This window comes from Streptomyces sp. NPDC050164 (assembly GCF_044459945.1).
Classification (GTDB): Bacteria; Actinomycetota; Actinomycetes; order Streptomycetales; family Streptomycetaceae; genus Streptomyces; species Streptomyces coeruleorubidus_A.
Window position 1 is genome coordinate 147770 of the sequence record NZ_JBITJK010000016.1, and the last position, 20303, is coordinate 168072.

General features: G+C 69.5%; 17 protein-coding genes, 1 tRNA gene and 1 pseudogene. 8 read left to right on the forward strand and 11 right to left on the reverse strand.

Annotation, left to right across the window (positions count from 1 at the left end):
* Positions 1-71: 71 nt before the first annotated feature.
* A complete protein-coding gene (locus ACIBNA_RS22435; protein WP_399166913.1) occupies positions 72-1967 on the reverse strand; it encodes an NAD-binding protein in 1896 nt (631 codons plus the stop codon).
* A gap of 143 nt (positions 1968-2110) precedes the next feature.
* On the opposite strand from ACIBNA_RS22435, the gene ACIBNA_RS22440 reads away from it, so the two are divergent.
* The 3 genes from ACIBNA_RS22440 (at position 2111) to ACIBNA_RS22450 (ending at position 4469) form a co-directional block, all read left to right on the forward strand.
* A complete protein-coding gene (locus ACIBNA_RS22440; RefSeq protein ID WP_399166914.1) occupies positions 2111-3217 on the forward strand; it encodes a permease in 1107 nt (368 codons plus the stop codon).
* A complete protein-coding gene (locus ACIBNA_RS22445) occupies positions 3214-3918 on the forward strand; it encodes a TIGR03943 family putative permease subunit (RefSeq protein ID WP_399166915.1) in 705 nt (234 codons plus the stop codon). Before ACIBNA_RS22440 ends, ACIBNA_RS22445 begins: the two co-directional genes overlap by 4 nt.
* 92 nt (positions 3919-4010) lie before the next feature.
* Positions 4011-4469, forward strand: a complete 459-nt coding sequence (locus ACIBNA_RS22450; RefSeq protein ID WP_399166916.1) for a hypothetical protein — start codon at positions 4011-4013, stop codon at positions 4467-4469.
* A gap of 116 nt (positions 4470-4585) precedes the next feature.
* Here the strand turns inward: ACIBNA_RS22450 and ACIBNA_RS22455 are convergent, their stop codons facing one another.
* Together ACIBNA_RS22455 and ACIBNA_RS22460 are read right to left on the reverse strand one after the other, a co-directional pair.
* Positions 4586-5311, reverse strand: a complete 726-nt coding sequence (locus ACIBNA_RS22455; protein WP_399166917.1) for a hypothetical protein — start codon at positions 5309-5311, stop codon at positions 4586-4588.
* Positions 5312-5380: 69 nt separating this feature from the next.
* Positions 5381-5542 carry a hypothetical protein gene (locus ACIBNA_RS22460; protein WP_399166918.1) on the reverse strand — a complete coding sequence of 54 codons (162 nt, stop codon included), beginning with the start codon at positions 5540-5542 and terminating at the stop codon, positions 5381-5383.
* A 391-nt stretch (positions 5543-5933) separates the two neighbouring features.
* Between ACIBNA_RS22460 and ACIBNA_RS22465 the strand changes: the two genes are divergently transcribed.
* Both ACIBNA_RS22465 and ACIBNA_RS22470 read left to right on the forward strand, forming a co-directional pair.
* On the forward strand, positions 5934-6635 hold the full coding sequence (locus ACIBNA_RS22465) for a restriction endonuclease (RefSeq protein ID WP_399166919.1): 702 nt from the start codon (positions 5934-5936) through the stop codon (positions 6633-6635).
* Between the two features lie 280 nt (positions 6636-6915).
* Complete coding sequence (locus tag ACIBNA_RS22470) at positions 6916-8064, forward strand: hypothetical protein (RefSeq protein WP_399166920.1); 1149 nt, start codon at positions 6916-6918, stop codon at positions 8062-8064.
* A 971-nt stretch (positions 8065-9035) separates the two neighbouring features.
* Here the strand turns inward: ACIBNA_RS22470 and ACIBNA_RS22475 are convergent.
* The 4 genes from ACIBNA_RS22475 to ACIBNA_RS22490 form a co-directional block, all read right to left on the reverse strand.
* A complete protein-coding gene (locus tag ACIBNA_RS22475) occupies positions 9036-9461 on the reverse strand; it encodes a PIN domain-containing protein (protein WP_399166921.1) in 426 nt (141 codons plus the stop codon).
* Positions 9458-9736, reverse strand: a complete 279-nt coding sequence (locus ACIBNA_RS22480) for a CopG family transcriptional regulator (RefSeq protein WP_399166922.1) — start codon at positions 9734-9736, stop codon at positions 9458-9460. Before ACIBNA_RS22480 ends, ACIBNA_RS22475 begins: the two co-directional genes overlap by 4 nt.
* 64 nt (positions 9737-9800) lie before the next feature.
* Positions 9801-10694: a phosphorothioated DNA-binding restriction endonuclease gene (locus ACIBNA_RS22485; protein WP_399166923.1), complete on the reverse strand. Its 894-nt coding sequence runs from the start codon at positions 10692-10694 to the stop codon at positions 9801-9803.
* 204 nt (positions 10695-10898) lie between these two features.
* On the reverse strand, positions 10899-13571 hold the full coding sequence (locus ACIBNA_RS22490; RefSeq protein ID WP_399166924.1) for an ATP/GTP-binding protein: 2673 nt from the start codon (positions 13569-13571) through the stop codon (positions 10899-10901).
* 260 nt (positions 13572-13831) lie between these two features.
* On the opposite strand from ACIBNA_RS22490, the gene ACIBNA_RS22495 reads away from it, so the two are divergent.
* Entirely contained in the window at positions 13832-16543 is a 2712-nt protein-coding gene (locus ACIBNA_RS22495; RefSeq protein ID WP_399166925.1) for an AAA family ATPase, read from the forward strand.
* 55 nt (positions 16544-16598) lie between these two features.
* Positions 16599-16972: pseudogene (locus ACIBNA_RS22500) on the forward strand (6-pyruvoyl trahydropterin synthase family protein).
* Positions 16973-17103: 131 nt separating this feature from the next.
* On the opposite strand, the gene ACIBNA_RS22505 reads toward ACIBNA_RS22500, so the two are convergent.
* The 4 genes from ACIBNA_RS22505 to ACIBNA_RS22520 all read right to left on the reverse strand — a co-directional run bounded on the left by ACIBNA_RS22505 (position 17104) and on the right by ACIBNA_RS22520 (position 19641).
* Complete coding sequence (locus tag ACIBNA_RS22505; protein WP_399166926.1) at positions 17104-17376, reverse strand: hypothetical protein; 273 nt, start codon at positions 17374-17376, stop codon at positions 17104-17106.
* Positions 17377-17704: 328 nt separating this feature from the next.
* Positions 17705-17778 (reverse strand) — tRNA-Pro (locus ACIBNA_RS22510).
* A gap of 47 nt (positions 17779-17825) precedes the next feature.
* Positions 17826-18596, reverse strand: coding sequence for a Pr6Pr family membrane protein (locus ACIBNA_RS22515; protein WP_399166927.1), 771 nt, complete (start codon positions 18594-18596; stop codon positions 17826-17828).
* Positions 18597-18714: 118 nt separating this feature from the next.
* Positions 18715-19641, reverse strand: coding sequence for a metallophosphoesterase (locus tag ACIBNA_RS22520; RefSeq protein WP_399166928.1), 927 nt, complete (start codon positions 19639-19641; stop codon positions 18715-18717).
* Positions 19642-19799: 158 nt separating this feature from the next.
* On the opposite strand from ACIBNA_RS22520, the gene ACIBNA_RS22525 reads away from it, so the two are divergent.
* The gene (locus ACIBNA_RS22525) at positions 19800-20264 is read left to right on the forward strand and encodes a GatB/YqeY domain-containing protein (protein WP_274818007.1); all 465 of its coding nucleotides are present in this window, start codon (positions 19800-19802) and stop codon (positions 20262-20264) included.
* The last annotated feature ends 39 nt before the right edge of the window (positions 20265-20303 follow it).

Below are 20303 nucleotides of genomic sequence, written 5' to 3' on the forward strand. Positions count from 1 at the left end.
GCAACACCAGGGCCTCAACCCCCACGTCGCGCACCTCGTGACGCCGAGCCGTGAACCCCACCGCTCGGCGTCTACGCCCCCGCCCGCTCCCGCCTCCTCCGCCCCAGCAAATCCGCCAACCCCCGTCGTGTAGCCGCCAGCACCACTCGATCATCCGCCCCCAGCACATACGTAGGAGGCAGATCCCAAACCAGCCCCGAAGCCGGCGCCCCTTCCTCCTCCGGACTCTCCCCCTCACCCCGCCGCCCCCCAGGAGGTGCCGTATTGAGCGCCAGCACCCGCCACGCCCCCGCCCGGAACGCCTCTCCCACCGTCCGCCCCTCCAACTGCGGATGCCCGGCCACATCCACCTCCGCGAACAGCAACACCCGCCGCTCGACCGGAATCGCCCCCAGGATCTGCCGCCCCATCATCGCCCCGGCGAACGCGGGCGCGGCCAGATGGGACACACTCCGGCTCCGGGTGAGGGCGAACGGATGCGCGGCCCGCAGCGTCCGGTACACCGCGGTCGCGAAGTCGTCGTCGTACAGCCGCAACACCACCCGCAGATCAGGCCGCACGGACCGCGCGTACAACGCGGCCTCCAGATTCGTCGTGTCCGCACTGGTCAACGCCAGCAACGCATGCGCCCGATGGATCTTCGCGGCCTCCAGCACCCCCTCCTGCGTGACGTCTCCGAGCACCACCGGCACCCGCAGCCGCCGCGCCGTCGCCATCCCCCTGGCCTCCGGATCGGACTCGACGCACACCACGGGAATGTGCAGCTCCCGCAGCCGCGTCAGCACCCGCGTCCCGATCTTGCCGAGCCCGAGCAGCACCACATGCCCGCCGAGCCCCCGCGGCGGCTTGCGCAGCGCAGAGGCGCTGCGGAACGTGCCCAGCGCCTCCAGCACCGCGGCCAGCAGCACCGGCAGCAGCAGCAACCCGACCAGCCCGGACAGCAGTTGCAGGACCTGCCGCCCGGTCGACTCGTGGTACGCGGGATCGTTGATGCCGAACAGGTCGAGGAGCGTGACGTACGTGGCGTACAGCGGATGCTCCCCGGTCACGAACATCAACGCGACGGCGAGCGCGAGCACACACCCCACCAGCCCGGCCAGCGACCACCGCAGCCGGCGTGAGAACAGTGAGGCGAACGGCGGCACACCGCCCAGCCCGGCGGGCAGGGACGGCCCGGAGTACGACACCTGCTCCAGGACGACGGTCCCGCGCCCGGTCGCCGACGCCACCGCCGCCTCGTCCGGCAGCAGTTGCGGCCCCTGCTCCCCGCTGCTCTCGGAACCGTCCGCGCCGGCCGGGTCGTTGCTCGTCGCGGACAGCAGCGCCAGGGTGCACAGACCGGGGTCGGCCACCTCGCCCGGCCGCGGCGGCTGCCGCTCCACGGCACGCAGGACGAGCCCTTCGGTCTGGACGACCTTGCTGGTCCCGACGAGGGCGGTGGCGGCCAGCGCGGGCGCGGCCGTGTCGGCGTCGGACAGCACGGTCGTCGACGCGTCCAGCCCTCCCGTGCCGGGCCCCGAGCCGGAGGCCACCGCCGCCGTCTGGTCGAGCAGTTCCTCGATGTGCTGGCCCAACCGCCGGTTGTACAAGCGGAGTACGAGCCTGAGGCGGGGGTTGAGCCGGCGGGCGGTGAGCGCGGCGCGGATGTTGGTCTCGTCGTCGTCGTACACGAGCGCCAGGGCCGCCGCCCGGTCGGCGCCCACGTCGGTGAGCACGGCCTCGGTGACCTCGGCGGCCTCCACGACCTGCTCGTTCGCGGCCGGTTCGGCGCCGCCCGCGCCCGTCCGGTTGACGGCCGCGCTGACCCGGTCGAGCAGGGCCGCCGAGGCGGCCCGGGCCCGTCCGACCACCGGCTGCCGCACCCGGCGCCCCGAGGGCGGCACCACGAGCGTGACCTGTTCGCCGTACACACCGCGGAGTTCGGCGGCCAGCCGGTGCGCGAGTCCGTCGTCCCCGCACACGATCATGTGCGTGGCCGGATCACCTGGCAGACCTTGGTTCGGAACGCTCACCACAAGGGAGAAGACTGCCTCACCGGGACGGCTGGTTCCAGAAAGGAACCGCGGTGGCTGAACGCCCGCCGTGGACGGGCCGTACGAAAGGGGAGGCAATGCCCGTGCGCACGACCGGAGGTACCGGGCCGGTGGCCACCACGAAACCCGCTCCGCAGGAGACCGAAGAGGTCGACAAGGTCGACAAGGTCGACAAGGTCGACAAGGTCGACGAGACCGACGAGACCGACGACCTCGGCCCCGACCCGGACGAAGCCCGCCACCTCAACTCCCCCCTCCTGCTCACCCTCCTGCTGCTAACGGCGGTGATGCTCCAGGACCCGATCCGCGGGGCCCTGTCCGCACCGGTGATGCAGAGCTGGATGACCGTGTTCGTCGCGGTCCTGGTCCAGGCGCTGCCGTTCCTGGTGCTCGGCGTGCTGCTGTCGGCGGCGATCGCGGTGTTCGTGCCGCCGTCCTTCTTCGCCCGGGCCCTGCCGAAGCGCCCGGCCCTGGCGGTCCCGGTCGCGGGCGCGGCGGGCGCGGTGCTGCCGGGCTGCGAGTGCGCGTCGGTGCCGGTGGCCGGGGCGCTGGTCCGCCGAGGGGTCACACCGGCGGCGGCGCTGGCGTTCCTCCTCTCGGCGCCCGCCATCAACCCGATCGTCCTGACGGCGACGGCCGTCGCCTTCCCCGGCGCCCCGGAGATGGTCCTGGCCCGCTTCGTCGCGAGCCTGCTGGTGGCCTGCGCGATGGGCTGGCTCTGGCACCGCCTCGGCCGCACGGACTGGCTGCGCCCGCCCGACAGACCCTCGTACGACGGCCGGGGCAAGGGGGCGGCCTTCTGGGGCTCGGTGCGCCACGACGTGATGCACGCCGGCGGTTTCCTGGTGGTCGGTGCGATGGCCGCGGCGACGCTGAAGGCGGTGGTGCCGGAGGAGTGGCTGCGCGCGGCGGCCGGGAATCCGGTGCTCTCGGTGCTGGCCCTCGCGGTGCTCGCCGTCCTGCTGTCCATCTGCTCGGAGGCGGACGCGTTCGTGGCGGCGTCCCTGACCCAGTTCTCGCTGACGGCCCGTCTGACGTTCCTGGTCGTGGGGCCGATGATCGACCTGAAGCTCTTCGCGATGCAGGCGGGCACCTTCGGCCGTGCCTTCGCCCTGCGCTTCGCCCCGGCGACGTTCGCCCTGGCCGTCGTCGTGTCGGCCCTGACCGGAACGGTCCTGCTGTGAACCGCCTGGCCCAGACGGCCCTCCTCTTCCTGCTCGGCGCGACACTCCTGCACGCCGGCCTGACGGACCTCTACCTGCGCTACGTCAAGGCGGGCCTGCGCCCGCTGGTCCTGCTGGCGGGCGTGGTGCTGATCGTTACGGCGGCGGCGACGCTCTGGTACGAACGCCGCCGCGCACCCGCGCGACAGCACCACCACGAGCCCCGTATCTCCTGGCTCCTCGCCCTCCCCGTCCTCGCCCTGATCCTGGTCGCCCCGCCGGCCCTGGGCTCCTACAGCGCGGCCCACACGGGCACGGCCCTGACCAAGCCCTTCGGCTTCCCGGACCTCCCCGCAGGTGAACCCCTCCGGCTCGGCGTGGCCGACTACGCCGGCCGCGCGGTCTACGACGACGGCCGCTCTCTCCGCGACCGCGAGCTGAAGATCACCGGTTTCGTCACCCTGGACCGGGCGGGCAGCCCTTACCTGGTCCGCATGGGCCTCAACTGCTGCGCGGCGGACGCCCAGCCGGTCAAGATCGCCCTGACCGGCAACATCCCCCCGGTCCTGAGCCCGGACACCTGGCTGGAGATCACCGGCCGGTACACACCCCGCCGGACCAAGGACCCGGTCAACGACGGCCCGATCCCGTACCTCGAGGTCACCAGCGCCCGGCCGGTACCGGCACCGGCCGACCCGTACGACGAGACGTGGAACAACTGAGACCCGCGTACTACGTGTAGTGCGCGTACTCCGCGTACTAGAAGAGCCACTTCCGGGTACTCGGGAATGCCGCTGATGAGCGAGGGGGAGGTATGACCACACAGAGCGGCGAGACGGGGACCGGGACCGGGACCGGGACGCAGACTGACCGCGCGGCGGAACTCACCCGGGACCTTCTGACCGAGGCCCGCGAGCGACTCGCGAAGGCCGACAGCAAGGCCGGACTGACGCTGGCGACCCTGGGCGCGGCCCTGACCGCCCTGCTCGGCGCGATCGCCGGCGGCCTCATAGCGCCCGGCCAGTACGCCGTCATCCCACAGCTCCTGGTCTGGGCCGGCTGCGCCGCCTGCGCCCCGTCCCTCGTCCTCCTCGGCCTGGCCGTCTCCCCCCGGCACCCCTCCCAGGCACCCTCCTCCGGTGACGCGACCCAGCTGGAGATCCTGTCCCGCACCGCCTGGATCAAGTACCGCTGCATCCGCCGGGCGATGGCCTGGGGCGCGGTCTTCCTCACGCTCACGCTGGCGGGAACGCTGGCGGGGGTGCTGTCCTAGCAGACCGCGATGAACCTGATGAAGACCGCCGCGGTCGTTGAATGCTGTTGTGAATGACCCGGTACCGCGACGTCGTCACATCGCCCCGCAGGAGCACGCACTCGTCCGCCGACGCCTCAGGTCAGTTTCTTTCCCCCGCGCTTCTCGGCACGGGACAGCACCTCCCACGGCAGCAACGGCATCACGTTCCGGTCGGCGGAGAGATAGGCGAGATGTAGGACGCGCGCCGGCCCGTCCACGCACACGAGCCAGTGCGCGACGTCGATGCGGCCGAGTGACGCGCCGGCGCGGCGGAACACGCCGTCCACCCACTGGAGGTATCCGCCGGGCATGAGCCGCCGGATCCGCCGCGGCTTCGTGCTGGGCAGGAGGCTCACGACCACGTGCAGGTCGTCACCGAACCGCCGCCCTTCCCCGTCCCGGGCCCCGGCGACGAACGCCAGCGCGTCCTCGCCCGCCAGCCGCTTCCACCCCGGCCGCCGGGTCAGGGCCATTCCGGTGGCCTCGACCCTGACCATGTGCTGGGGGACGACCCGCCGTACCCAGGGGCTGACCTCGCCGGCCCACACGACCACGGCCACGACCGCCCGCCCGCCGGACACCTCGTACGCGTACGTGCCCGTACGGGACAACGCATCGGGCGTGACCTCACCGTCCCTCTCCAGCCGGAGCACGAGGGCGTGGGCCACCGACTCGGTCGGCTCGGCCGCCGGATAGGTGGTCACCCGCGTCCCGGTGAGGCCGTCACCGGAATCCCTCTCGATCGAGTCGACGATCTCCTGGATCTCACCGACGTCGAGGTCGTTCCCCTGATGCAGTATCAGCACTCGCTCCGCGCCCATACGGGCATGGCACCACACCGACCACGGGACCGGTCCCGGCCGACGGCCGGGCCCGATGGCGCAGGGTCCTCAGACCGAGCGGCCGGTCTTGAAGCCGTAGGTGCGGACGCCCTTGCCGTCCTCGTCCCAGTTGAGACGCAGGGCACCGTCGGTGTACGCGCTCTTGCCGCCGACCTTCTTCTTGAGTGGGCGCTGTCGAAGGTCTCCGACAGGTCCGTCCCGGAGTACCACGGGGAGCGGCCCAGCCCACCTTGACCTTGGCGTAGACGTAAGTGCCGGACCGGGCAACGCAGTTATTGACAGTGACCGCCTTGTCCGCAGCGGGCTTCCGGGCCTTAGAGGAAGGGGCAGACCATCGCGCTGTAGATCAAGCACGACCGGTGCCCCGGGCCCTCTTGGGTCGGTGCCATGTTGAGGAACCTGTCGCCGACTCCGCGGGAGCACTTCCGCCAACATCTCCCTCCTTCCCGCGGTGTGATGGCCGAGATGGGGTAGCCGCGAGGGTCGGCGCCTGACGCCAGCGTGTGGCACTCCGATCCGGCCATGGCCGACTCGCGCCCTTCTCGCGCTGCCTCAGGCTGTTCATACTTCCCTTCACGGACCCGGGGGAGGAGCTTCGATCATGGCTGGGCGTGTACGGGGTGCTGCTGCTCGCAGGCGGCGGGCCGCACGGCTGAAGGCGGTTGCAGCCGGCGGTGGCCTGGTACTGGTCTTGCTGGCGGTGTTCTGGTCGGTCGTGTGGCCGTACATCACTGGGGCAGTGATCCTCGGCGGCGTCGGAGCGGCAGGCTGGTGGCTGTGGCGTACGGACCGGCTCGTGCGCGGCCGGGACCGTCTGTGGCGGCAGGAAGACGCGGTGAAGGCCGGTCATCGGACACTGGCCGAAGTGGACGCGATGACCGGCACCGAATTCGAGGAACTGGTCGCAGCCCTCTGCCGACGGGACGGGTGCAGGGACGTCCGGCGAGTGGGCGGCGCGAACGACAACGGCGCTGACGTCGTCGGCCGCCTCCCGGACGGTCGAAGCGTGGTGATCCAGTGCAAGCGCTACGCCCCAAGCAGCACGATCGCGAGCCGTGAGCTGCGCGATCTGCTCGGCGCCAAGGTGCACTTCGGGGCCGACTTGGCCGTGTTCGTGACGACTACGCGATTCAGCCGCCCCTCAGAGAAGTTCGCGCTGCAGCACGGAATCCTCGCCGTGCACCGGGACCACCTCGGGCTGTGGAACAACGGGGCCTCCCTGCTGTCCCTGAGCGAGGTGAACGGCCAAGGGCAGGGCGACCCCCGCCACCGAGCGCGCTGGAAGCGGGCGTACGGGAATTGACCGACCCCGCAGGAGGGTGAGGTCTTCGGCCGAGCCGGCTTCCGACTCCTGGGGTCGGCCGCCTGCAACTTCGCTCCAACGCTACTGACGTGGGCATACACCACGGGGTGCAATGAAGCCGAAGCAGCTCTTCGAGGACGCCGCGGTTCGCGGCGTCGAGCGCTCCACCGGAGCTCGTTCAGCGCGGGCGCCGGGGGCGCTGTTGTCAGTGACTTCCGGTATCAATCGATGCCGAAGCGATCACTGACTACGTCGCGGGATCACAGAGGTGGGGAAGCAAGTGACTGATCAGCCGGTATTCGTTCTAGGCAGCGATCTGCAGGCTCTGGAGCCGGCCGCGTTCAAGACCGAGGAGGAGTTCCAGGAGCTCCTCGCACTCCACCCTCGCGTGCTGGATTTCGGCTCGCTGACGGATGGTCAGCCGTTGCGGCTGGTGTTGGTGGCACGTGAGATGGGTGTTCCGACGAGCGCGGAGAGCGGTCCGGCGTACTGGCTGGACCATCTCTTCGTCGACACCGACGGCGTGCCGACGCTGGTGGAGGTCAAGCGGGCGAGCGATACGCGCATCCGGCGCGAGGTGGTGGGCCAGATGCTGGACTACGCGGCGAACGGAGCGCGCTACTGGCCCGGGCCGCTGCTTCAGCGCTCTTTCGAGGAGACCTGCGTCGCGGACGGCCGATCGCTGGAGGAGGCGTACGGGGAACTCCTCGGCGACCGCTCCCCCGAGGAGTTCTGGACGACGGTCGAGGAACGGCTGGCCGCAGGCCAGATGCGCCTGCTGTTCGTCGCGGACCGCATCCCGCTCGAGCTGAGGGCGATCGTCGAGTTCCTGAACCGGCAGATGCGGCAGACCGACGTGTACGCCGTCGAGCTGACCCAGTACCGAGGCGACGGAGACCTCCGCGTCCTCGTCCCACGCATCCACGGGGAGGTCGCCACGGCCGCGAAGTCCCCCTCCGGCCGCCGCACCACGCAGCGGACCACACGTGCCGACATGGACGCGGTGCTACGGACCCGCCTCGCCCCGGAACCACGGCGGACCGCCACCGCACTGCTCGATCATGCGGCATCCCAGGGCCGGCTGGAGGGCGGAACGGCCAAGTACCCGAGCATGTCCGCCTACTACCCCGTCGCCGGTCGGCAGGTGCCGATCTGGACGCTGTCGCTGTACGACACCCCCGCGAAGGAGGAACTCGCATTCAACTTCGGATCGATCACTCACCACCTCGGTCGCGATCGTGCGGCGGCGTTCGCGGGATCTCTGCCGACCGTTTACGAACTGGAGAAGAAGCTGGAGATGCAGCGGGAGAAGGGCTACAAGGGCTGGCCGTCGGTTCCTCTGTCCGCCCTGGTAGCCGAATCCGGCACGGTGGAGGGGATCCTGGCCGCGATCCAGGAGCTCATGGGCGGCCAGGAAACCTCCGCCTGAGCGGCTCGGCGGCGCTGTCGTCAGCAAGCGGCATGGCAGGGAACGTCGTCGCTGCCAAAGCCGGCTGGTGTGATGCGGCCTCCTGTGGACAGCCCAGCTGGGGTACCTGCAGGCTTTCGCCGGAGAAGGTCAGAACCCCGCGCTCGGGTTGCTCGGCTTCGAGCTGCTCCCAGGCACGTTCGCCGTACCACTCCCACCCGTCCCGCCCCCGCTCTCATCGGGCGGTAGGGGTGCTGAAGCCGCCGGGCAGGTCTGCAGCCGGCACGTGGAAGACGTGGGTCAGGCCGGTGTCGGGGTCGGTTGTGCGGATCGCGCCGTCCACGTCGTCGTCCCAGGCCGACACGAGTCGGGAGCCGCGGGTCTCCGGCCGGACCGGTTCGTTCGTGTCCGGGGCCGGGAGGGGGGAAGCAGAGGCGGGCGCCGTCCGCCGCGGCGTAGACGAGCCCGCCGGGGAGGGCCACGTCGGTGCGGGTGAGGGCCACTGGCTGAGGCTTGTGTCGACGGCTCGTGATCACTTGTCTGGGAGCCTGCCGGGAGCCGGATTCCGAACTTGGCTCCCAAACGGCCCCCACAACCACTCAGGGGCCCGACCCGCGATGCGGATCAGGCCCCTGACCTGGCTACTTCACTGTCGGGGTGGCGGGATTTGAACCCACGACCTCTTCGTCCCGAATGAGGTTCGGGCGCTGATCTTGTCTGGGCGGCTGGCGTTTTACCAGGTCAAGTGGTGGGCGTGGATCGGTCCGGCGTGGTCTCGCGGGCGTTCGGGGAGCGGATTGGCTCCCCAAACGGCTCCCAGGGGGACTTCGGTGGGCGGCGGTGCCATGTCGGCCGCCGCACGACCGTACTCGGACAGTCCTTCCGGACTACGCACATCCGATCACGCCACTGATTCATGAGCTCGGAACAACACATCCGGGTGCCTGGCGGTGGATCCTCAACGTCCTGTACCTGAGACCGGAGCGGGCCGGTCACACCTTCCTGACGACGATCGTGTCCGGGACCAGCTTCTCCAGGTCGTCGACGTCCGAGGTGAAGACGGTGACCTGCCCCTTCTGCTGACGCGCAATGACGGCGAGCACTGCGTCGATCGCGTACTTGTGGCCGTGCAACTTGGCGTCGGCCAGCAGCCGGCGTGCCTGGCGGGCCTCGGCCTTCCCGATATCGACGACCTGGAGCCGGGACAGTACCCAGTCCCAGCGCTGTTCGGTCGTTCTGCCGTCGTACGCCTCGACCAGTGTCATTGGGGACGTCACCACCTCGGCTTCCCCGCGCGCCGCGAGATCGAGCCAGGCGATCATCTTCCGATCGCCGCGTACCGCAAGGGACAGGGCTTCGCAGTCCAGCACGAAGACACGGAGCGGCCGCTGTCGGTGCTCACCGGCTCGCTTCTTCACGCAGCCTCTCCGGCGTTGTGCTTTCCGGTGGCTCGACGCCGCTCGTGTTCGGCGTCGAGTTCCTCCAGCTCGTCGAGCGCTGCCGCATGCTCGTCGTCGGTGACGGGGCCGTGTTCTTCCTGCAGCCAGTCGACCAGTTCCCGGAGCCGGTCCCGGTCGCGTTTGAAGCGCAGCGCTTCGGCGACGTACGCCGACAGGCCCCGCTCTGCCGCGTCCGCGCGGATCTCGTCCAGGAGATCCTCGGGGATCGTCACGGTTACCTTCTTCGTCGCCATACAAGAGACCATACTCCTGGTATCCCGCTCCTTACCAGTGGGCCACGTGATCGACGCTCGGCGATCAGGCGGCCGTGGCGGGGCGTGGGCTGCCGTGGAAGACCTGGGTGGTGTGCCAGGAGCGGTGGATCGCCGCAATGGGGTGGGCGCCCGGTTGAGGTCCGATGAGCGGGCGGCCGGCGAGCGCTATGACGTGCTCGCGGGCGGCGGGACTGTGTCCGACGAAGCGCTGCGAGACCAGGATGCGGTGACTGTCACCGATGCCGAGGACGCCCTTGTCGAAGAGCTTGTGGTGCAGCGAGCACAGGCAAAGTCCGTTATTGATGTCGTCAGGACCGTCGAACGCCCACCAGCGCACGTGCGCGGCCTCCAGTCCAACCGGCACCGTGCCGATCCTGCCGTCGTAGCCGCAGAAGGCGCACTGGTACTCGTAGGCCGTCAGGACCAGCTCCCGCATCCGTGGGTCTCGCCGCCTCCGCACGACCGAAAGCCGTTCGGTCTGAGTCGGCTCCAGCTCCAGGCCGACGGCTTCGCACAGTTCGCCGTGGAGCGAGGGCGGGAAGTGCAGGTCGAGGAGGACCCGTGCCATCCGGCCGAGCAGCGACGGCTCTCGCCGCAGCGCCGCCCGTAGCTCCGGCGCCAGCCGCCCCGCGGCCCCGACGGCCCGCAGTTCCCGCACGCCGCTGCCGGGGCTGCCCGGTCCGTGGTCGGTGCGCACTTCCCACACGCCGTCGCTCACCAGATGGTGGAACGGGTAGGCGGGCGTCGTCCTGTTGGGCGGTCCGTACTCGGTCAGCAGGCGCTGCAGATCCTCCTCCACCGCGCTGTACCGCAGTTCACCGTCGGCATCCTGCTGGAACCGGCCGAGCGCGTACAGGAACAACAGTGGCTTGTGCGGAGCGCGGCTCCCACTTCTGCTCCACTGCCTCAGCTTTGCGGTGCGCTCCAGCCAGTCCATGACCGGCGATCGTAGTCGTGCCTCGTCGAACAGCGATCTGCGCATGTGGGAAGGGGCGAGGTTGTGGGGGACATCCTGAGTAATGACCGGCCATGAGCCGTGGTCCTAAGGTCCCTTGAGACGGAGCTTCCTGCTGTCAATCGCCGTCGCCCTGCGGCATCGGCCTTGGGTCGTCGGCGCCGTGCCGACGTTGCCCGATGCGACCTATCGAGCCGTGGTGAGGTGATTGCGACGTGCGGTAACCAGGTGGCGCCATCGTTCGCGGGTCTGTCGTTCTCCGTCGATCCACCGTGCTCGCGCGGTGTGCTCGGGGAGCGGAAGGCCGGCCATGAAGTGCGCGATGTCGACGTAGTAGGCGTAGTCGCCGCTCTGCGTGAGTTCACGCAGGCGGGTGATCGCGGTGGTGAGGTCGCCCTGGGCGTCGAGAACGGCGTGGTGGAAGCACAGGGCCAGTTGCAGTTTGGCCGCGGCGTAGGAAATGCCGGAGACGCCGATTTCTGCGAGCAGTACGGATGCCCGGTCGGGCACGTCTGCGGCGAATCCTGCGTCGCGCACGAGCACGGCAGTGCGAGCGGTCATCTCGCTGGAGCGCAGGCTGAGGTGGGACAGCAGCCGCTCCGCCAGGTCGAGTTCGTCAGCGGCCCGAAGCGGGTCGGCGAAGGAGACAGCGAAGGCGAGATGCGCCTGCACCATGGCGGTCTCGCCGACCACGCCGTGCTCCTCGGCTTCGCTTCGGGCTGCCAGGTACGCGGCTACCGACCGCTCCATGTCACCTTGCACCCACCACACGTCTCCCAGTACCCGATGCTGCCGCCCCTCCCAGCCCAGCCTTCCTGCGGCTTCGACCGCCGTCGGGAAGTCTCCGGACAATCGGCTCAGGTGTGCCAAGCCGCGCCGAGCGGCGGAGGCGAGCCGACCGCCGGCGGAAGCAACGCGCTGCATGCCACGGCGTGAATCCTCGGTCAGCCCGAGGTCTCGCTGGGCCTTCGCCAGGTAATACGTGGCCAGTTCGACCAGCTCGTCGGGGAGCAGCCCCGCCGCCAGGACGGCCGAGAGCCGCCTGGCCGTACGCTCACGGTGCTCGTGCTGGCGGCGGGCGATGGCGCTGAGCGTCTCCACCAGGGCATCCGCGGCAGTCTGCAGGCCGCCCGACGACGTGTCGTCGGTGGCAGGAAGTGCCAGCGGTTCCCAGATGGAATCTCCCACGTACTGGAATGCGGCATCAGCGAGCCAGCCGAGATCGAGACGAAAGTCCCGTGCGATGAGTAGCCCTTGCTGCAGACAGCCGACCAGGACCGTGCGGTCGCGTCGGAGGTCCTGGCGCCACTGTGATTCCAGGGCACGCAAGGCACGCTGGGCCGTGCGCTTCCAGTCCTGCTCCGACCACCGGTCGTCACTGCTGTCGTCCGCGTTGCGAATGGCGGCGCGGATCAGGTCGTGGACATGGAAGGGCCACACGCCGGAGGACGACTCCCGGATGAAAGGGCGCTCGGTCAGTCGTAGTGCGGGCGCGTCGTGGTCCATGCCGGCGACCTGGGTGGCCAGGGGCACGGAGAACGCGTTGAGCAGGCTGACGGAGCGCAGCACGTGGCGTTCCTCAGCGGTCAGGTCGCTGAGGGTGCGGGCGATCAGGGCGGGGAAGTCGTGGTCGAAGTCGGTGACCTGCGGCTGTCTGTTACCACGCTGTAGTTCCAGGTAGCGCATGACCGACAGGTCCAGGTACAGGGGCAGGCCGTGGGAGCGCTCGGTGATGATCCGGCGGACCGGTTCGGTGATCAGCGGTTGCCCGTCGCGGCTGAGCCTGCGGACCAGGTAGTCCTCGCAGTCTTCGGGAGAGAAGTCGCCGATCAAGATCTGACGGCCGGATACACCTGTGCCGGTCGGCGCCGTATCGGGGACGAGGCCGGGCCAGGCGTTCGGTCCGGTCCAGTCGAGTTGCCCCTCCAGGCTCGTCTCCGCCCACTGAAGGCGATTGCGTCCTGTGACGAAAAAGAACGCGTTGGGCATCAGCCACACGATGTGCTGGAGCAGACGCTCGAGGTCGCGGTGGGTGCGGTCGCCGGTGTCCTCGAAGGTGTCCAGCAGGATCACAGGCAGTACGCTCTTGTCAGCCGGGAGCTGGGCCAAGTCCCAGGCGAGAAGGTGCGGGTAGAAGCTGAGGGCTTCCAGATCCGGCTCGGCCTCCAGGAGATCGGCCAGGCGCGAGCAGCCAGCAAGGGCGCGCACGGACTGGCGCCGCTCGCGTAACGCCTTGATGAGCGCTCCGGCCCCGTGCCCGAGCGCGCTCCCGACGGTGCCCGGCAGGAGCAGGGCCTGGGCGACATCGCTGAGGGCGGACTGCATCTGCTGAGGCAGAGCCGCAGCGGCGCTGAAGCGGCTCAGCAGCCCGCCCCGGCGCAGATAGTCCTCGATCGGTTCGCCCGGGTGGTTGTGCTCCCAGTAACGGCGCAGGGCGAGGTCGAAGGCGGGCATCGGCCGGCCGAGCGCAGCCATGGCAAGACGGATGGTGAGGATGACACGCTCGAAGTCCATACCCGCGGCGCGCGCGAGGTCGATGCGGATCGGCAGCGTCCGCTCCTCGGGGTAGGACGGCGGCTGCCATTGCGCGGGGCGGTGGTCGCTGTGGGCGAGCGACGCCTCGATCTTGCGGGACAGAGTGGACTTGCCTATCCCGCCCACGCCGTGGAAGACGAGGATGTTGCGGCGGGGAGCTTCCAGGTCTTCCACATCGAAGTCCATACGGGTCACGTGCCGTATGTGATCCGCGAGGGAGGCCGTCACCGCTTGCCACTGTGCCTGTCGGTTCGTGAACGCCTCACTGGCGGCGATGCTCCGGTCGTTCGAGCTGAACAGCGTTCGAAGATCCCGCCCTGTCACTTTCCCCCCTGACGATCAACTGAAGCCAATCTATGCCCCCTTGAGGACAGCGTGCCAAGCCCGCATTCAGGCAGGTCTGCAGGTCGCATCCGACATTCCGAAGTTGAGCGCGGGAACGTCACACTCCACGACGCTGGCCGAAAACAGTGTCTGTGGTTGGCCACCTCAGTAGCCAACACGATGAGCCGACCGGGAGACGCGTTTCACATGATCTACCGTGGGCGGCAAGTAGCGTTGTGGGTACGGAAGTTCCGTGACGGATGACCGAGACGGGGGCTGTGGTGCGGACCGGGTTTGTCGACCGCGTGGAGCACATGGACGAGCTGCGCTCGTTGCGGGCGGACGTGACCGAAGGGCGTGGTGGCCGGGCGATCGCGGTCGACAGCGTCTCGGGTATGGGGAAGTCCGCACTGTTGCGGGCGTTTGAGTCGGAGGTCGCCGCCTCTCACGGGCCGGGCGTCTGTCGTGTCGTATCCGTGCGGTGTCAGCCGTCGATCGGGCCGGCTCTGCACTACGGAGCGATTGTCGAACTGCTCCTGCAGCTGGCCCGGGAGCAGGAGGGCAAGCAGCCCGGCGTCTTCCGTCGGCTCCTGAGCTTCACCGGTCAGGGAGTTGTCCGCTCTGCTCCTGAGGTGCTGTCCGCGATGGTGCCCGGCCTGGGTGCCCTGTTCACCCTCGGCAAGGAAGTGGCGGAGGCTTCCCTCGCTTCTGGATCGATGCCGTTCGACAGCCTGCTGCCTTTCCAGCAGGGAGCAGCCGCACAGATCGTGGACGCTCTGCTGGATCTCGTTCGGCAGGGTCCGCCCGCCGTCGTGCTCATCGACGACATTCAATACGGCGATCCCAGCAGCTTGCTGGTCCTCGACCGGTTGCTGCGGCGGCTGCCCGGCGAGCCGCTCGGCCTGGTGCTCAGCCACACCACGGACGGGGCCTACGTCGATGGCCCGGAATCCACGGTCGAGGATCTGCTGCACGACTGGGCGAAGAACGGACTCCTGCGACGGCGGGTGCTGGGCGGCCTGCCGCACGACGCGGTCGCCGAGTTGGTGCGCTCCCGGCACCCGGAAGCCCCGCCGACGTTGTCTGAACAGCTGAGTCGGCTGACCGCCGGCCACGCCGTCTTCGTCACCCTCTGTCTGGAGGAATGGCGTCCGGACGCCGGCCCCACAGTCGAACTGCCCAACAGTCTCTCGCGCGTGGTGGAAGAACGACTCCGGCTGCTCACCGAACTGGATCGCGAACTGCTCATGATCGGAGCGACCCAGGGCGAGACGTTCCTGTCACGCACGGTCGCCGACGTCAAGGGAGCACCCCACGACGAGGTTATGGAGCGGCTGCGGCTCATCGCCGCCCAGCACCGGCTCATCCTGCCGGCACAGCCGCCAGGGTGGGCACGCCTGGACGCATCCGACTGCTATCGGTTCGAGCACAGTGCTCTGTGCGGCGTGGTGTACGACCAGCAGACCCCTCAGCAGATGCGGTCCCGGCACGCCCGCATCGCGGCGGCGCTCACGACCGGCCCGATGGACGGGATGCCACTGGAACGTCGGCTGGAGGTCGCCCGCCATCTCCGCAACGGCGGAACCGAGTGCCTGCTCGCCTCGGCCGAGGTGCACTACGGGCTGGCCCGGGACGCCGCGATGGAGGGGTTGTCCTTCGCCGAGGCGGAGCGGCACTGTGAGGAAGTGATCAAGGCGGTCCGGGACCTGCCGCAGCAGGAGGAGAGCCGGGACCAGTGGCTCGTCCAGGCCGTGGAACTGCTGCTGTCCCTGACGGAGGTGCGCTGGCGCGGCCAGCACCAGCCGGCCGGCGGGCCGGACATCGACGCCCTGGCCGCCGAGGCGGAAGCCGCGGCGAGTCGCTGCTGCAGCCCTGAGCTGGCGATCCGTACGACGCTCCTGCGTGGCAAGACCCTGCTCGCGACCCAGGGTCTGGTGCCGTCCCTGGACAAGCTTCGCGCGGCCGTGGAGCTGGCCGAGCAGCACGGCGATCCGGTCCCACTCTTCGTGGCCCGCGTCGAATACGGGCGGCAGGTGTCCAAGCGGCGGCTTGCCGACGGTCTGGCCCAGCTGCGGGAGGCCGAGCGCATGTACGCCTCCGACCCACGACTCGGCGGCACCAGTGATCCGGTGCTCCAGCACGCTCGCAACCTGGGAGAGATGCAACTCGGCATCACCCTCTACGACAGCGGACACCTCAGCGAGGCCCAGGCCCGGCTGAGCCGCTGTGTCCAGCGGCTGCGCGACGAGCCGCTGAAGGCGGAGCTGCCCATAGCGCTCAACTACCTGGCACAGGTGCATATGGGCCTCGGCGCGTACGAGGATGCCGAGGAGGTCTTGGGCGAAGCCCTCGCCTTCGAGGCCGACCGCGGGGGCGACAGCGGCTGGCACGCCTACAACAAGGCGTTGCTCGCGCATCTCCTCATCCAGCAGCCGGCGAAGCGCGGCCGGGCCCTGGAACTGATCGCCGACGCGTGGGCGGAGACAGAGCGGACCTGGCTGGCCAACCTCGTCCCCATTGTCCGCAATCTGTACGCCGAGATCCTGCTTCTCGCCGCTGCCGAGCCCGGAGAACTCCTGGATCAGGCCGACCGCCTGGCTGTGGTCACCTGTGTCGAGACCCAGCGCAGCGGCATGATCCGTAGCGAGATCGCCGCGCACTCCCTGCGCAGCCGCATCCTGCTCCGGCAAGGCGACACGGGTGGAGCTCAGGAACAGGCCCAACAGGCCGTTCGCATCCTGGACGAGGTCGGGGACATGCCCGCTCTCCGCACGGAGGAGGTTCTGTACCACTCCGCCGTGGTGCTGGCCGCCGGCGGCGTGCGGGAGGAAGCATCCGCACTCCTCCAGCGGGCCCGGCGTGAGGTCGACCGCAAGGCGGAGCAGGTCACCGACGACTTGTCGCGCGACCGGTTCCTCACGCGTGTCCCCCTCAATAACGCCATCCTCCACGGCGAGGGTGTCGACCAGTGACCAGGATGGACGGCCGACGAGGGGTTCTGACAGCAGGTGGCAGACTGGAGCCGCCATGCTGACGATCACCAAGGAGTTCCACTTCTCGGCCAGTCACGTCCTCGACCGGCTGCCGAGCTGGCACCCCTGCGCCCGCATGCACGGCCACAACTACGTCGTCGTACTGGAACTGTCCGCCCGCCGCGAGGACCTCACCGAGGCAGGCTTCGTCCGCGACTACCGCGAGCTCGACACCTTCAAGAAATGGATGGACGACACCCTCGACCACCGTCACCTGAATGAGGCGATGGGGGGGGGGGTATCTCCCCGTCGGCCGAGAATCTGGCTGCATGGATCTTCGACCTCTGGATCGAGCGTTTCCCCGAGTTGACCGCAGTCAAGGTCTCTGAGACACCCAAGACGTGGGCTGAATACCGGCCGCCGCGGTGAATGGCGACGGCCAGCCCCTGCGACTGACTCGTCCGCCTCTTCATCCAGCTGGTTCGAGGAACGCAGGGGCAGACAGGTCATGCATCCGGCGTGGTGTCGGAACGACGGCTATGTCCCGCTGGTTTCCCACGTCACGCCAGTGCGGCGCGACCGGCGTCCGTGGGTTCGACAAGGTCGGGGTGACTTCCGTCGGCGGACGTGACGACGTGGACGAGGCCCTTCTTCCACAGCTCAGCAGAGACGCCGTACCAGGCCATCTGTCGCTCGGCCCATGCCTCGTGACCGGGGTGGTTCTCGTCCATTCCGGGCTCGGCGGGGTTGAGGACGGGGAAGTAGTCGGACATCGCTACCGGCTTGGGAGACTGGGCGATCAGCTGCAGCAAGTCGCGTTCATCGTTGCGCATGGCCGTGTGCCTAGGCTATGGCAGGGCTCCGACAGGCCAGCAGCCTGGGATGTGCAGTGTAAGGACGCGGATCGGCGGGATCGCGAGGCGCGGGAATAGCGGGCATGCGGGCCCGGTCGGACCTACTCTCTTGCCGCCTTCCGGGGCCCTGTTGGCGAACGCATAGGTCTTGCGGGCTGGCTGCGCTACGGAGCAGCTGTCAGAGGCGCAATGACCTGGGAGACCGCCGACCAAGATCTTCTCCCAGAATTCTCCCAAACGATCTCCAGGAACCACTCAGGGGCCTGATCCACTCACTGGATCAGGCCCCTGACCTGGTATTTCACTGTCGGGGTGGCGGGATTTGAACCCACGACCTCTTCGTCCCGAACGAAGCGCGCTGCCAAGCTGCGCTACACCCCGATGTCGCTGCTGTCGCGGCGACGACGTTTACTTTAGCCCACTGGTGGCTAGAGACGAAATCCGGTTTTCCAGCGGTGGCGGAGGCGGTTCGGGCGGGCGTGGTCGAGGGCCACGAGGATCGCGAGGGCGTAGAAGGAGAGGCCGAGGAGGAGGGCGTTGCCGAGGACCTTCTTGTAGCCGTCCTGGTCGACGTCCAGGAAGGGGTAGAGGTACCGGTCGGGGGTGCCCGGGAGGAGCAGTTCGCCTCGGGTGAGGGAGAAGGCCAGGCAGGCCAGGGGATGGAGGAGCCAGGTGCTGGCCCGACGCAGGTGCAGGCGGCCTGGGGCCGTGAGCAGGAGCCAGTCCAGTACGGCCGCGATCGGGGTCAGCGTGTGGAGGGTGTGGTGGGCGACGGCCTGCCAGCCCGTCGGAGCGGCGGCGGCCTCGCCCGTGAGGGAGAAGGGGCTCGCCTCGTTCATCAGGAGCAGGTGGTGCACCAGGGCCGCGATGGCGACGTAGAGCAGGGTCGCGCCCAGTACGGCTCCTGGTAGCGGGCGGCTGGCCGTCCACGCGCGGCGGGCCGAGAGGGCCATGACCAGCGCGAGCAGGATGTTGCTCTGGATCGCGAAGTAGCCCAGGGCCCGGGACGGGTCGCCCAGGAGTACGTCGAGCGTCACGCCGCCGGCCGCCGCCAGGGCGACCAGCAGGCGGAAGGCCGCGGCCGCCGGACGGGGGACCGGGGCGACGACGGCCGTGGCGGGGACGGGGGAGGGCTTCAGCGCGGGCTTGCCTGGCATCGCGGGGAGATCCGGTATGTCCCTGGGTGTCGGGGCGATCATGCCCCCACGTCGGCAGAAGCGGATATAGGGGGCTATTTGGGCGGGCTGTGTGGCTCAACGGGCTCCCACCGTCTCCCACCATGTCCCACGGTCCCCTGCCTGCGGCAGTGACTCCCCGCTACTCCCGCCCCACCAACGTCAGCAACGTCGCCTCCGGCGGGCACGCGAACCGTACCGGTGTGTAGCGGTTCGTGCCGCAGCCCGCCGAGACGTGCAGGTACGCCGTACGGCCCTCCGCCGTGTGCGTGGACAGGCCCTTCACGCGGTCCGTGTCCAGGTCGCAGTTGGTGACCAGGGCGCCGTAGAAGGGGATGCACAGCTGGCCGCCGTGGGTGTGGCCGGCCAGGATCAAGGGGTAGGCGTCGGCCGTGAAGGCGTCCAGGGTGCGCAGGTACGGCGCGTGGACCACGCCCATGGAGAAGTCGACGGAATCCGAGGGGCCGCCGGCCACCTGGTCGTAGCGGTCGCGCTTGATGTGCGGATCGTCCAGGCCCGTCAGCTCCACCGAGACGCCCTCGATCTTGAGCGTGTCGCGCGTGTTGGTCAGGTTCAGCCAGCCCGCCGCGTCGAAGGCGTCCCGCAGGTCCTCCCACGGGTTGTGCACCACGCCGACGGCCGGCGGGTTGCCGTTCAGGCCGTGGCGGCCCTGAGCCTTTTCGAACAGGTACCGGGCGGGGTTGCGGAGCTTGGGGCCGTAGTAGTCGTTGGAACCGAAGACGTACGCGCCCGGGAACTCCATCAGGGGGCCGAGCGCGTCCAGGACCTCCGGGACGCCCTCCGGGTCCGAGAGGTTGTCACCCGTGTTGATCACGAGGTCGGGGCGCAGGCCCGCCAGGGAGCGCAGCCAGCGCTGCTTCTTGCGCTGACCGCTGACCATGTGGATGTCGGAGACCTGCAACACGCGCAGGGGGCGCATGCCCGAGGGCAGGACCGGGACCGTGACCCGGCGGAGGCGGAAGGAGCGGGCCTCGAAGCCCGCCGCGTACAACAGACCGGCGGCACCAGCCGCCGCGATTCCCAGGGGCACTCCGTATCGCGCACGCATACGGCCATCGTGTCAGACCGCGCCGGTCGCCTGCGCCCGGCGGTGCCCGAAAGCCCCTGACGGCCCCCGCCCTTGAACCGTCCCTCGCACCATCTCTTGAACCGCCGCCCCACAAATCAACGGGCGCCTTTCCGTCCGTACCTGCGACAATCAACCCCATGACCACGCTCAAGTCGAAGCTTCAGGAAGACCTCAACGCCGCGATCAAGGAGCGCGACGAGCTCCGCTCCTCGACGCTCCGGCTGACGCTCGCCGCGATCACCAAGGAGGAGGTCGCGGGCAAGGAGAAGCGCGAGCTCTCCGACGACGAGGTGCAGAAGGTGATCACCCGCGAGGCGAAGAAGCGGCGTGAGGCGGCCGAGGCCTTCGCGCAGGGTGGTCGTGCCGAGCAGGCCGAGCGGGAGAAGGCGGAGGGCGAGGTGCTCGCCGAGTACCTGCCCAAGCAGCTGTCCGACGAGGAGCTCCAGCAGATCGTGGCCCAGGCCGTCGAGGAGGCCAGGGCCGCCGGTGCCGAGGGGCCGCGGGCCATGGGCGCCGTCATGAAGATCGTGAACCCGAAGGTGGCCGGCCAGGCCGAGGGCGGCCGCGTCGCCGCCGCGGTGAAGAAGCTGCTGGCCGGCTGACCGGCCCTTCGGCCGGACCGACTAGGGGCGGCCCCCTCT